This window comes from Streptomyces sp. NPDC047315 (assembly GCF_040643215.1).
Taxonomy (GTDB): Bacteria; Actinomycetota; Actinomycetes; order Streptomycetales; family Streptomycetaceae; genus Streptomyces.
Genome location: NZ_JBEYTZ010000055.1, coordinates 1 through 14,006, shown reverse-complemented (window position 1 = coordinate 14,006; position 14,006 = coordinate 1). Strand labels below are relative to the sequence as shown.

6 protein-coding genes are annotated in these 14,006 nt (G+C 75.2%); 3 read left to right on the top strand and 3 right to left on the bottom strand.

What is annotated here, in order from left to right:
• The first annotated feature begins 23 nt into the window (after positions 1 to 23).
• The 3 genes from ABZ842_RS36535 to ABZ842_RS36525 are packed head-to-tail and all read left to right on the top strand — an operon-like array spanning position 24 to position 2,372.
• Positions 24 to 977, top strand: a complete 954-nt coding sequence (locus ABZ842_RS36535; RefSeq protein ID WP_361547339.1) for an AraC family transcriptional regulator — start codon at positions 24 to 26, stop codon at positions 975 to 977.
• Positions 974 to 1,723: an SDR family NAD(P)-dependent oxidoreductase gene (locus tag ABZ842_RS36530; protein ID WP_361547336.1), complete on the top strand. Its 750-nt coding sequence runs from the start codon at positions 974 to 976 to the stop codon at positions 1,721 to 1,723. The genes ABZ842_RS36535 and ABZ842_RS36530 overlap by 4 nt, the downstream gene beginning before the upstream one ends.
• Positions 1,716 to 2,372, top strand: coding sequence for a hypothetical protein (locus tag ABZ842_RS36525; RefSeq protein ID WP_361547333.1), 657 nt, complete (start codon positions 1,716 to 1,718; stop codon positions 2,370 to 2,372). Before ABZ842_RS36530 ends, ABZ842_RS36525 begins: the two co-directional genes overlap by 8 nt.
• Here the strand turns inward: ABZ842_RS36525 and ABZ842_RS36520 are convergent.
• The 3 genes from ABZ842_RS36520 to ABZ842_RS36510 form a co-directional block, all read right to left on the bottom strand.
• Positions 2,320 to 8,061: an amino acid adenylation domain-containing protein gene (locus ABZ842_RS36520; RefSeq protein WP_361547330.1), complete on the bottom strand. Its 5,742-nt coding sequence runs from the start codon at positions 8,059 to 8,061 to the stop codon at positions 2,320 to 2,322. The genes ABZ842_RS36525 and ABZ842_RS36520 overlap by 53 nt on opposite strands.
• A complete protein-coding gene (locus tag ABZ842_RS36515) occupies positions 8,061 to 11,153 on the bottom strand; it encodes an amino acid adenylation domain-containing protein (RefSeq protein WP_361547327.1) in 3,093 nt (1,030 codons plus the stop codon). Before ABZ842_RS36515 ends, ABZ842_RS36520 begins: the two co-directional genes overlap by 1 nt.
• Positions 11,154 to 11,582: 429 nt before the next feature.
• The coding region (locus ABZ842_RS36510) for a condensation domain-containing protein (protein WP_361547324.1) at positions 11,583 to 14,006 on the bottom strand (2,424 nt) is incomplete at its 5' end.

Genomic DNA, 14,006 nt, shown 5'->3' with positions numbered 1-14,006 from the left:
AAGAGCGGGAGGAAGGGGCGGTCATGGAGGAGTACGCGAGTGCCAGGCTGCTGGAGCTCGTCCAGCGCGCGCTGGCGGCGGAGGGCATCCGTGCCGTCGCGCCCGCGGGCGACGGGGCCCTGCTGCCGTTCGCCGTGAAGCGGACCTTCCTGGCGGACGTCGCGCGCGAGCACGGTCTGCTGCCCCTGCTGCGCGTCGGCGCGATGCTGCCCGCGGCCTCGTCCGATCCCGCGGTCGCCGCGCTGCTGAGCGCCGTCGACCCGTACGACCTGTTCGAGCGGTGGCAGCGGCTGGAGCAGTTCACCCACTCCCGGCACCGCGTGGTGGTCCGAGAGCGCGGGGCGGGGCTGCTGGTCGCGGAGCACGTCGGACCTTCGTCGGCGCCGCCGGAACCCGCCGAGGACGCCCTCGTCCTCGGTGTGCTGACGGCGCTGCTGCCGCTGTGCGGTGCGCGGGACGTCACGGTCGCCGTCGGCGGCGGCAGCCCGGTCACCGTGTTCTCGGACGGCGGCTACGCCGCGCCCCCGCCCCTGGTTGACCACGCGTTGTGGCGTTTCACCTGGTCCCGGGTGGCGCCTTCGGCCGGCGTCCGTACGGAGGAAGCCGGCCGGGACGAGGTCGCGCGTACGCGACGGCTCCTCGCCGCCGACCCCGCGCGCCGCTGGACCCTCGGCTGTCTCGCCGCGGAGCTGGGGGTGCCCGCACGGAGCCTCCAGCGCCGGCTGGCGGGAGCGGGAGGCTTCAGCCGACTGCTGGGCACGGTGCGGGCGAAGGCCGCCGCCGAACTCCTGATGGCCGGCGAGCACCCGGTCAGCGTCATCGGCTTCGTCTGCGGCTACGCGGACCAGCCCCATTTCACCCGCCACTTCAAGCTGCGGACCGCCATGACGCCCGCGGTGTACCGCTCGGTTTTCCAACGGCCGTCCCCCGGCGGGCCGGAGATCCACCACGAACCGACGAAGAGAAGGACTCCATGAACCTCACCGGCAGAACGGTCCTCGTGACGGGCGGGACGCGCGGCGTCGGCCGGGCCCTGACCCGACGGCTGGTCGGGCTCGGCGCCCGGGTGGTGGCCGTGGGCCGTACGGCCGGCGGGCTCGCCGACCTCACGGCCGAATACGGCGAGCGGGTGTCGACCGAGGCCCTGGACCTGGCGGACCCCGACGCCGTCGACGCCTTCACCGACGCGCTCCCCGACCGGCACCCGGAGGTCTCCGTCGTCGTCAACAACGCCGGGGTGCAGCACCTCAGCGACTTCCTGACCGCGGACCCGCGGGAGCTGCGACCGGTGTTGCGCCGGGAGTTGGCCGTCAATCTGGACGCCGTCATCACCCTCTCCACGGGTCTGCTCCCCCACCTCCGAAGCCACCCCTCGGCAGCGATCGTGAACGTCAGCAGCGGTCTGGCGTTCGCGCCGAAGGCGTCGGCGCCGGTGTACTGCGCCGCGAAGTCGGCGGTCCGGACGTTCACCCGGTCCCTGCGCTACCAGTGCGAGGACGCCGCGCCCCATGTCCGGGTGGTGGACGCGGTGCTGCCGCTCGTCGACACCGACATGACCGCGGGCCGCGGCCGGAGCAAGATCAGCTTGGCCGACGCGGCGCGGGCGGTGGTTCAGGGCATCGTCCGGGACCGTACGGAGATCTACGTCGGCCGGGCCCGGCTACTCCCGGGGCTGATGCGGATCGCCCCCTCGCTCGCCCACCGCGCGCTGCGCCATGGCTGACGACCCGACCACCCCACCCCGCGGGCCCGAGAACCGGCCCACAAGCCGCCCCGGGACCCGCGCCGGACGCGTTCTGAAGCGGCTCGACCGGGCCGCGGACCGGCCGTGGTTCCTTCCGGCGCTCGCCGTCTTCCCGCTCGGCGACTACGTCCTGCCGGTGCTGCCGAACCAGATGCTCCTCATGGGGGCTTCGGCGCTCCACCCGCGGCGGTGGCGAACGATCGCGCTGACCTTCGTCACCGCTTCCGTGGTGAGCGCGTTCCTGGTGGCGACGGTCGTGCAGAGCGCCGGGATCCGGCTGCTGGAGGCGGCCGGACAGCCGGTCGAACCCGCCGAACTGGGCGATGTCGGCGGGTTCGTGGCGCAGCACGGCGCCCTGGCGCTGGGTGTCCTCTCCCTTCTGCCGTGGACGCCCCGGGCAGCCGTCCTGTTCTGTGCACTGGCCGGGCTTCCGCCCTGGTCCATCGCCCTGGCCGTGCTGGCGGGCCGCCCCGTACCCGTCACGCTCCTCGCGGCGGCCGGTGCGCGGGCTCCTCATCTGCTGCGCAGGTTCCGGCGGATCGACCGGCTGCTGACGGAGGTACGGCCCGGTCCCCTCACCCCGTCCGTGCGGGGCGGGCCGCAGCCGCGGCGGGGCGATCGGACGTGAGGGCGGCCAGGCCCACCAGGTCGTCGGCCTGCGCGTCCGGGACGTCCTGGTCGAAGCGGGCCAGCACCCGCACCCGCAGCGAGATCGCGGCCAACAGCAGGAGCGCGATCCCGAGCAGGACGTAGAGCAGCCCGATGCCCCGGCCGTCGCCGGTGCCGAGGACGGCGCCCACGGTGTCGGCGAGGCCGCCGCCGGAGGCCATCAACGGCTCCAGGTACCCACTGCCGAGCGGCGCGATCAGCAGGAAGCCGACCGGCAGGGTGGACCACGCGACGAGCTGGTTCAGCGCCATCACCCGGCCGTGGAACCGTTGCGGCACCTTCACCTGAATGATCGTCAGATAGATGCCGTTGAGCAGCGAGAGCGACGCCGACGTCCCGAACACTCCGGCGCAGACCACCAGCAGCTCGGGCCGCAGCCCGGTCAGGACGGAGAAGAACGCCAGCACCGGCACCACGAGCAGCATCCCGCGCATCCGGCGGTGGCGCGGCCCGCCCCACACGCCCATCGCCAGCCCGCCGGTGAGCGCGCCGATCCCGCCCGCGAGGGAGACCGTGGCCACCGTGCCCAGTCCGGAGAAGCCGAGCACGAGCGGTGGGATCAGCTGGAAGAGGACCGGCAGGAAGAGGTTCAGGACGGCGAAGAAGAGCAGCATCGCCCGGAAGCCCGGCCGGCGCCACACCAGCCGGAAGCCGGCCGTGATCTCCTGCTTCAGGGTCTCGCGCCGTCGGGCGGCCAGTGTGCGCGGGAAGCGGACGGTCAGCAGGACCAGCGCCGCCGCCGCGTAGCTGACCACGTCGATCAGCAGCACGCCGCCCAGGCCGATGGCGGCGAGCAGGCCGACCGCCGCGAGCGGGGCGACCACTTGGGCGATGCCTCCGGAGATCTGCACGACGCCGTTGGCGTGGCCGAGGTAACGCTTCGGCACGAGTTGCGGGATCGCCGACTGGAAGGCGAGCCGCTGGCCGGTGAGGGAGACGGAGAGGATCGCCATCAGCACCCCGACGTGCCAGGGCCGTAGCGCCCCCAGTACGTGCAGCAGCGCGAGGACGGCCTCGGACGCGCCGCAGACCAGGGTCGAGGTCAGCATCACCCGGCGGCGGTCGACGCGGTCGACCAGGCTCCCGAGCACCGGGGCGGCCAGCAGCCCCGGCACGATGCCGAGGACGGCGAAGAGGCCGAACCAGGCGACCGAGTCCGTCGCCAGGAAGATCCACAGCGGCAGGGCGAACTCGGTCAGTGCCGAACCCGTCTGCGAGATCATCTGGGAGGCGGCGACGGCCACGAAGCGGCGGGTGTCGCGGCGCGTCGCCGGCGCGGCGGGGCGCTGCTCGTCCGCCGCGGGCGCGTGGTGGACGCCGTCCAGCCACCAGGTGGCGCGCGCGGGGCGACGGGCCCGGGTGAGGGCGAGGGTTGCGTGGCCGGGCGGGTCCTTCGGCCCTTCGTGCCGCGACGCCACGACTGCCGGGTGGACCGTGGTGAGGATCTCGGCCAGTTCCGCGGCGCGGTGTTTGAGGAAGTAGTGGCCGCCCTCGTCGAGCACGGCCACGGCGGTGGTGGAGCCGACGAAACCCCACTCCCGGAACCGCTCCCGGTGGAACTCGGTGCCCGGGTCGGCGGAGCCGATCACCGAGATCACGGGCGCATCCAACGCGGGGGCGGGGCTGGCCAGTTGCTCCGTGAAGTACGCCTCGGCGGCGCGCGAGTCCTCGCGCACGTTCGCGACGATCGTGGCCAACTGCTTGGGGTCCAGGCCCTCCAGGTCCGCCCCCATGGAGCGGAGCCAGTTCAGATGGAGGCGTCCGCTGCGCCGCCGGTCGAGGACGGAGAAGCGGGCGAGCAGCCCGAGCAGGCCCTCGGTGGGCCGGGCGAAGGGGAAGATCCCGCCCAGGTAGACGGCGGCGGGCTCCCGGCCGGCTGCTCGCAGCCGGTGGGCCAGCTCGACGGCGAGCGCCGCGCCCACCCCGCAGTGCCCGTACACGGCGACCGGGCCGCTCACCCCGTTCAGCACCTCGTCGGCGCAGCGGCGGGCCACCTCCTCCAGCGGCAGCGACTCCTCGGACATGCCGAGGTCGTGCCCGGGGACGGCGACGGCGTGCAGGGCGACGCCGGGCGGCAGGGCGTCGGCGAGCGGCTGGTAGACGACAGCGCTGCCGCCGCCGTAGGGCAGGCAGACCAGGGAGAGCGTGATGCGGTCGACGGGTTGCCGGGGAGTCAGCTCGTGGAGGAGGCGGCTCGGTCCGCGCTCGGCACCGGACCGGTCCGCCAGGGCGGCGAGCGCTGCGACGGTCCGCTCCCGGAAGACGTCCATGAGCGTGATCCGTCCTTCGGGGCCCAGCACCTTGCGCAGCGCGGCGACCATCCGCATGGCCAGCAGGGAGTGACCGCCGAGGTCGAAGAAGTCGTCGTGCGCACCGACGCGTTCCAGGCCGAGGAGGGTGGCCCAGCAGGCAGCGACGGCCTTCTCCGTGGCGGTGGCGGGTGCCGTCCGGGCGGCGCCGTCGGCGGGGCCGGGCGCGCCGGGTTCGGGCAGGGCCCGTCGGTCGACCTTGCCGTGTGCCTGTCGGGGCAGGTCGGGCAGGACGACGAAGCGGGAGGGCACGAGGTAGTCGGGCAGCTTCTCGGCCAGCAGCCGGCGCACTTCGGCGACAGGCGGCGGGGTCTGGCCCGCGGTGGGGACGAGATAGCCGACGAGGACGAGTTCACCGGCCGGGCCCCGGGCTGCGGCGACGGCCTGGGCGACTCCCGGGAGCCGGGCGAGATGGGCCTCCACCTCGCCGAGTTCGACCCGGTAGCCGCGGATCTTGACCTGGTGGTCGTCGCGGCCGAGGAATTCGATCGTGCCGTCGGCGCGGTGGCGTGCGAGGTCGCCGGTGCGGTACATGCGGGGGGCGTCGCCTCGCTCGGCGGCCGTGCGCGGGTCGTTGGCGAAGGGGTCTGTGTGAAAGCGCGTCGCCGTCAGCTCCGGCAGGCCCAGATAGCCGCGTGCCAGCCGGTCGCCGCCGATCCACAACTCCCCCGGCACCCCGGCGGGCACCGGTTGCCGTCGGGCGTCGAGCAGATAGACCCGTGCGCCCGGCAGCGGGCGCCCGATGGGCGTGGTGGGTCCCGCGGCCGGCCGGTCCGGGTCCACGAGGTGGGTGGTGGCGCCCACGGTGGCCTCGGTCGGCCCGTAGTGGTTGATCACCCGGCAGCCGGTGCGGGCTCCCGCCGCCGCGAGCCGGCGCGCCCACTCCCAGCCGGACGCCTCGCCGCCGAGGACGAGCAGCCGCCGGGGCAGCAGTTCCGCCGGGTCGTCCACTTCGGCGCTGAGCGCGGCCAGATGGGAGGGGGTGAGCTTGACGCAGTCGATGCGGTGCCGCGCGAGGTGGGCGGCCAGCTCGGGGCCGGGGGTGCGCGGAGGGAGCAGGTGCAGGCTGCCGCCGGTGGTGAGCGAGAGATAGAGGGTGGTCAGGCCGAAGTCGAAGGCGAGCGACTGGAGCAGTGCGTAACGGGCGCCGTCGGGCAGTCCGGCCTCGGCGAAGCGCTGGCGCACCCCGGCGAGGTAGGTGAGCACTTGGCGGTGTTGCACGGCCACGCCCTTGGGGGTGCCGGTGGAGCCCGAGGTGTAGATGACGTACGCGAGGTGGTCCGGCCCCGCGCCGTCGCCGGGTGGGGTGTCGGGGAGGGCGGCGAGCCGGTCCGCGAGCCCGTCGAGCAGCAGGACGGGCGCGTCCGAAGCGGTCAGCAGGGACCGTCGTACGGAGGTGGTGACGAGGGCGACGGGCGCTGAGTCGGTCAGCATGTGGGCGAGGCGTTCGCGGGGCTGCTCGGGGTCGAGCGGTACGTACGCGGCACCGGACTTCAGTACGGCAAGCAGGCAGACGGCCTGGTCGAGGCCCTGGTCGAGGCAGACGCCGACGAGCCGGTCGGGCCCTGCGCCGCTGGAGCGCAGCAGCCGGGCCAGCCGGTTGGCGCGGCGGTCGAGTTCGGCGTACGTGAGGGTGCGGCCCTCGTGGACCAGGGCGGGCGCGTCGGGGGTGCGGGCGGCCTGCGCGGCGACGGCGTCGGCGAGGGTCGCGGCTGTCGGGTGGGCGGCGCCGGAGTCGTTCCACTCGTACAGCACCCGGTCGCGTTCGCCGGGGGTGAGGAGGTCGAGGGCTCGGACGGGGGTGTGCGGATCGGCGGCGGCGCGGGCCAGGGCGCGCTGCCAGTGCCCGGCGAGGCGGGCGACGGTGTCGGCGTCCCAGAGGTCGGTGCGGTAGGTGACGAAGGCGTCGAGGCCGGTCGCGTTCTCGGGTCCGGTGGTCTCGGTGCAGTACAGCCCGAGGTCGAGGTGGACGCCGCTGCCCTCGAAGGGGAAGGTCCGCCACTCCAGGTCGTGGGGGCGCACGGTCTGGGCGCGGTGGTTCTGGAGCGCGAAGGAGACCTGGAAGAGCGGCGGTCGACCGAGGTCACGCGGCAGGTTCAGGGCCTCGACCAGCCGCTCGAACGGGGTCTCGCGGTGCTGCTGGGCGCCGAGGGCGGCGGTGCGGACGCGGTCGAGGACGGTCGCGAAGTCGGGTCCGGCGTCGTCCGCCTCGGCGTCGGCGTCACCGTCCGCGTCGGGCTCGGGCGTGCCGAGGTCGGCCCGGATCGGCAGCATCGTGCTGAACAGGCCGATCAAGCCTTCGGTGGCTTCGGTGGGGCGGCCCGCGAAGGGCGTGCCGACGGCGAAGTCCCGCTGTCCCGACCAACGTCCGAGCACCACCTGGAAGGCGGCGAGCAGGGTCATGAAGAGGGTGGCGCCCCGGGCCCGGGACAGCGCACGGACGGCCCGGTACGTGTCGTCGTCAAGCCGGAAGGCGTAGGTCGCCCCGCCCGGGCCGGGCACGGCGGGGCGCGGTCGGTCGGTGGGCAGGTCCAGCGGCGGGACCCCGGCCGTGGCCCCGCACCAGTACCGCAGGTCGTCGGTGGCCTGCGGCAGGTTCTGGCGCTCGCGCTGCCAGTGGGCGAAGTCGCCGTAGCCGACGGGCAGCGGGGGCGGGGCGAAGGCGGCACCCCGGGCCAGTTCCCCGTATCCGGTCAGGAGTTCGTCCAGGAGCACCCCGGCCGACCAGCCGTCACCGACGAGGTGGTGCTGACAGATCACCAGGACGTGGTCGTCGTCGGCGAGGCGCAGCAGCAGGGCCCGCAGCAGGGGTCCTTCCGCGAGGTCGAAGGGGCGCGCGACCTCGGCCTCCACGGCGGCGCGGGCGGCTGGCTCCCGCTCGTCGACCGGGAGCCCGGTCAGATCGCGGGTGCGCCAGGGCACGGTGAAGCCGTCGGCGGGCGCGACGCGCACCCGGGGCACGCCGTCCTCGTCGCCGGGGAAGGAGCTGCGGAGGGTGTCGTGGCGGACGGCGATCAGACGCAGCGCCTCGGCGAGGGGTTCGGCCCGCAGCGGGCCGTGCAGCCGTCCGGCGGTGGGCAGGACGTAGGCGGCGGTGCCGGGGGTGAGCTGCTCGACGAACCAGAGGCGTTCCTGGGCGAGCGACAGCGGCTGGGGCTCGCCGTCCGGGCGCGCCGGGATGCCGGTGGGCCGGGCGGCGGCGCGCTCCCGCAGCCGCCGGGCGAGCAGGGCGCGTTGATCACCGCTGAGGGCCCGCCGATGAGGGCGGCCGGCGGACGCGGGCGCCGCGGTGGCGGGGCCGCGCGTCGGCGGGTGCGTCGGGGAGGTCAGGGGGTCCATCACGCCTCCTCCGCCAGCAGTTCGTCGACGACCGCGTCGGTGACCGTGGCCACCGTGGTGGGCTCCTCGTAGAAGACGTGCAGGGGTACGTCGACCCCCAGGCGGTCCCGGATGCGGGCCGCGGCCTGGGTGATGGTCAGGGAGTGCGCGCCGAGGTCCACGACGTCGTCGTGGCGGCCGACGGACTCCAGGCCTAGCACCTCGCACCAGATGGCGGCGATCTCGGCGGCCAGTTCCTCCCGTGCGTCGTCCGTCTGCGGGGCGTCACCGGTCGGCTCGGGGTCCGGTGTGCCCCGGGCCGGTTCGGGCAGGGCCGCGCGGTCCGTCTTGCCGTTGGGGGTGAGCGGGAGGGCCGGGAGCGGGTGGACGACGCCGGGGACCATCGCGTCCGGAAGCGTCCGGGCGAGGAAGGAGCGCAGTTCGGCACCGCCCGGTACGGGGGCATCGGGGCGCCACACCGGGTACGCGACGAGCATCCGGCCGCCCGCGGCGCCGTCGTCGCCCCGGACGGCGACCGCGGCGGCGGCCACGGCGGGGTGTTCTTGGAGACGGGCCTCTATCTCGCCGAGTTCGATCCGGTGGCCGCGCAGCTTGATCTGGTCGTCACGGCGGCCGAGGCAGTCCAGCGTGCCGTCGGGCCGGATCCGGGCGAGGTCGCCGGTGCGGTAGTGGCGGGCGCCGGTGACCGGGTCGGTGACGAAGCGTTCGGCCGTGTGCTCGGGCAGCCCTCGGTAGCCCCGGGCCAGTCCGGCGCCGCCCAGGGCCAGTTCTCCGGTGAGGCCGTGCGGTACGGGGTGTCCGGCCGGGTCGACGACGAGGGCGGTGGTGCCGGCGATGGGGCGGCCGATCGTGACGTCGTCGGGCTCGGGCGGGACTTCGGCGGCGGTGGACCAGATGGTGGTCTCGGTGGGTCCGTAGACGTTCCACAGGCGTCCGACGCGTTCGCGCAGCCGGCGGGCGAGCGCGCGGGGCAGGGCCTCGCCACCGGTCAGGGCGGTGAGGGCGGGGGCGGCGAGCCCGCCGTCCAACAGCAGCCGCCAGCCCGAGGGAGTGGCCTGCGCGTGGGTGACGGCGTGCCGCTCGACGAGGGCGGCGAGTGCGCGACCGTCGCGCGTCTCCGACTCGCGCGCGATCACCACCCGCCCTCCGGTGATCAGCGGCAGGAGCAGTTCGAGGGCGGAGATGTCGAAGGAGAGCGAGGTGACGGCGAGCCAGACGTCGTCGGGGCCGGCGGCCAGGGCGTCGCGGAAGGCGAGCAGGAGGTGGGCGAGGGCGCCGTGCGGAACCTCGACGCCCTTGGGGCGCCCGGTGGAGCCGGAGGTGTAGATGAGGTAGGCGAGGTCGTCGGGGGTGGGGAGCGACAGCGGTGCGCCGTCGGCCTGTTGCGCCGTGAGGACGTCGTCGAGCAGGAGTGTGCTGCCGTGGCCTTCGACGAGGTGCGCGGTGCTCCGTTGGGCGAGCGCGAGCGGGGTGCCGGCGTCGGCGAGCACCAGGGCGACGCGCTCCGCCGGGTAGGACGGGTCGACGGGCAGGTAGGCGCCGCCGGCGAGGGTGACGGCGAGCACGGCGGCCACCATCTCGACGGAGCGCTCCGCGCAGACGGCGACGACGGTGCCGGGAGCGACCCCGGCGGCGGTGAGTCGCCGGGCGAGGCCGGTGGCCGCGGTGTCCAACTCCTCGTAGCTCAAGGTCTGTTCGCCGGCGGTGACGGCGGGTCGTGCGGCGTGCGCGGCGAAGGAGCGGGCGAGCAGCGCGGGCAGGGTGGCGCCCGGGGCGTCGGGGGCGGGTGCGGGTCCACGCAGCGGGGCGCGTTCCCTCTCGTCCAGGAGCGGCAGGTCACCGAGCGCGGTGCCGGGGGCGGCTGCGATGGAGCCGAGCAGCCGGCGCAGATGGGCGCCGACGCGATCGGCCCGGACGGGGGACGGCAGGTCCGTACGGTGCATCAGCAGGACGCGGAGCCGGTCGGGGCCGTCGAGGAGGTGGAACCGGAGGGCGCCGCGCGCGGTGCCGGGGAAGAGCGTCCAGTCGATGGTGGCGCGTACGCCGGGGAAGGTGACGGCGGCGATCCGGCGGCGGTAGGTGAGGATCACGGGCGCGAGGGCGGGGCCGGGCCGTACGCCGCGGACGGCGCGGGGCACGGGGACGCGGCGGTGCGGGTAGCAGCCGCGCAGTTCGGCGCGGACGGCGCGGGCGAACTCGCCGAAGGGGGTGCCCGGTTGGGGGGTGGTGACCACGGGCAGTTCGTTGGCGTGCATGCCGATCCGGGCGGCGCCGGGGGTGCGGGTGCCGAGGCCGACGGTGACGGCGGGGCGCTCGTTCCCGTACCGCAGCAGGAGGGTGTGCACGGCGGCGACGAGCAGTTCGAAGAAGGTGACGCCGAGTTTGTCGGCGGTGTCGACGAGGTCGGCGCGCAGGGCGGGGTCGAGGTCGAAGTCGACGGCCGCGCCCGGCCCGACGCCGTCCGCCGCGTCGTGACCCGGTTCGAGGCCGGGCAGCAGCACGGTGGGAGCGGGCAGCGGCCGGCCCGCCCAGTGGGCGGACGCCTCGGCGATCGCGCGGGCGTCGGGCCCGGGGATGTCGGCGGCGTGGGTGAGCGGGGGGCCGTCGACGACGTGCGGGGCCGGCGCCGGCGCGTCGCCGGTGCGGTGGGCGTAGCAGGCCGCCAGGTCGCTCAGGAACACGTCGGTGGAGGTGCCGTCGAAGGCGATGTGGTGCGCAACGACCAGCAGGGTGGCGTGGGTCGGGTCCGTACGCAGCAGGGTGAGCCGTACGGGGGGTCCCGCCGCGAGGTCGAACGGCTCCGCGATGGCGACGGCCAGTTCGCCGGGCAGCCGTTCGGGCGTGGTGTCGCGGACGGCCAGCACGGGCACCGGTCCGGGGGCGAGCCGCGGGACGCCGTCCTCCTCGCGGACGGTCAGGGCCAGTGCGGGGTGGCGCCCGACCACGTCGGCGCAGGCGGCGGCGAGGGCGGTGGGGTCCAGGGGGCCTTCGAAGCGGACGGCGAAGGGCATGTGGTGGACGGAGCCGAGCGGCGCGATCCGCTCGTTGGTCCAGATGCCCTGTTGGGCGGCGCTGGCGGGGGTACTGGTCACAGGTCTTCCTCGGTCGGTTCGGCATCGGAACGCAGAAAGCGGGGCGCGCGGGAGCGTGGTCGGGCTCCGGTCCTGTCCGGCGTGGGTCGACACGGGGCGGACAGGGCGGTGCGCAGGCGCGGGAACGGCGCCCGGCGTCGGCGCTGACGGCGGGCGGAGTGCGACGTGTACGTGGTACGGGGGGCAGTGTGGGCTGCGGTCGACGGCGAGCGACGGTGCTCGGTGGCCGGTGTCGGGACGGGCGCCCGTGCTGGCACGACGGCGTCAGGGCGGGCGGTGCCCGCAGCAGGACGTCGACGGCAGCGGACGTCGGTCGAAGCGAGGCGACGGGTCAGTACCGGATGGTCAGTACCGGATGGTCAGTACCGGACTGTCCGTACGGGGCGGTTGACGGGGGCGGTCGGTACGGGACGGTGGTCACGGCCGATGTCAGGAGCCGGCGGCCGTGGTCAGTGCGGTGCGGAAGTCCTCGGCGAGCCCGGTGATCGCCGGCTCGTCGAAGGCGAGCGCGTTGTACTGGATCCAGCAGTTCAGCGACCCGTCGGGCTGCTCGACCGCGGTCAGCTCGGGCACCCCGAGGTCCCCGCCGGGCAGCGGCCAGGGCACGGTGGTGCCGCGCGGCAGCTCCCACGGCCCGCAGCGCAGACCGGGCAGATGGGCGTCGGCCGCCCAGCTCTCGTACCGCAGCCAGGCCGGGAACGCCACCACGTGCGGTTTGAACTCGGCGTACGGATACATCTGGTGGTCGAGCGCACCGGTGGCGGCCCGGCGGACCCGCTCGGCGAGTTCGGCGAAGCCGGGGCCGCCGGAACAGTCCACGCGGACCAGCAGGGACTGCACCAGACAGCCAACGGCCTGCTGCGCCTCCGCCCTGGTCCGGCCGGGTACCGGGGTCATGAGGACGATGTCGGGGCGGTCGGCGCGGGCCGCGAGCAGCCCGCTCCACAGGGCGGCGACGGCCATGAACGGGGTGACGCCGAGTGCGCCCGCCCGCTCCCGCAGCCGTCCGGCGGGGCCGGATCCGATGGTGAAGGGGTGCGCGACGGTGTGCACTCGGTCGACGGCGCGCCGCCCGGGGAAGGGGTCGAGCGCGGACGGGGCGCCCGCGAGCGCGGTGGCGAAGTGCCGCCGCCCGCTCGCCCACCGGCCGTTGGCCCAGCGCACCAACTCCGGGTAGGGCAGGTCGGGTTCGGGCAGCCGCGGGGTGCGGCCCCGGCGCAGTGCGTCGTAGGCGAGGCCGAGTTCGCGCAGCAGGACGCCGATCGACCAGCCGTCGGCGACCATGTGGTGGACGGCGAGCAGCACGACGTGGTCATCGGGGCCGCGGGAGACAACGAGCAGACGGGCCGTCGGGTCGGTCGCGAGGTCGGTGAGCCGGTCGCGCTCGGCGATGAGTTGGGCGTTCACCTCGTCGTCGGTGGCGCCGGGGGCGTCCCGCAGGGTGATGCGGGCGCGGGCCTCCTCGTCGAGCACGGTGCGGACCAGGCCGCGTACGCCGCCGGGCACGGGGACGAACCGGGTCCGCAGGACGGGGTGGCGCCGCACCAGCGCGGACAGGGCGCGGCCGAGCGCGCGCCGGTCCAGCGGGCTGGTGACGCGGAAGAGGGCGGTGACGGCGCCGACGTCGCGGCCGTCCTCCTCGGCCATCCAGTCGAGGAAGTTCTCCTGCTGGCTGGTGAGCGGGACCTCGTGGTGCTGGGCGCGTAGGGCGCGCAGGTAGGGCGGGAGTTCCGGGGCGGGCGCGCGGCCCTCGGAGCCGTCTTCGGGATCGCGGGCGCCCGGGGTCCGCTCTCGGCCCCGGGCCGTCTCCTCGGCCAGCCAGGCGGCCTGGGCCCGTAGCGAGGGGCGGCCGAAGGCGAGGGCGGCGCCGGCGTCGACGCCGAATCGTTCGGCCACGGCGGTGGCGAGGTGCACGGCGCGGAAGGAGTCGCCGCCGAGGGCGAAGAACTCGTCGGCCACGTCCCGTACCGGGCGGCCCAGCACCTCCTGCCAGATCGCGGCGAGGCGCACTTCGGTGGGGGTTCCGGGCGGCCGGGCGGCGGGGGTACCGCGGTCGGTGCCCGTCGGTCGTGCGTCCTGTGCCGCGTCTTGCTCCTCCGTGGTGAACAGCGGGCGCAGCCGGTGCTTGACCACCTTGCCGGAGGCGTTGCGCGGCAGGTCTTCGGCGAGCAGGACGCGTACGGGCAGTTCGGCGCGGGCGAGGCGGGTGCTGAGGAAGAGCCGGAGCGCGTCGAGGTCCAGACCATTGGCGATGGGGACCACGACGGCGACCGGCACGGCCCCCATGACCGGGTGCGGCACGCCGAGCGCCGCGGCGTCCGCGACGTCCGGGTGCTCGTGCAGCGCGTCCTCGATCCGGAGGGTGGAGACCTTGAGGGCACCGGACTTGATGACGTCGCTCTCGCGGTCCACCAGGTGCAGATAGCCGTCCTCGTCGAGGCGTCCCAGGTCGCCCATCCGTACCCAGCCGGCGCGGAAGACCGTGGCGCCGGCGGTCGGGTCACCGGCGTACGAGCGCGGGGGGCCGGGTTGGCGCAGCCAGATCTCGCCCGTCTCGCCGGGTGGTACGGGGGTCCCGTCCGGGGCGAGGATCCGCACGTCACCGGGGTCGGTGGGGCGGCCGACCGCACCGGGCGGCGCCTGGCCGACGACGGCGGACAGCTGCGCGGGAGCGGCCTCCGAGGAGGTGTAGACGTTGACGACGGTGGCCTTCGGCAGAGCTTCGGTGAGGGCCTGGGCGACGGGGGTGGGGAGGGCCGCGGCGGAGGAGCTGAGCAGCAGGACGCCGGAGAGGTCGTAGCGGTCGGGCACGCCGGAGTTGAGGAGTTCGATGGCCATCGACGGCACGAGGAA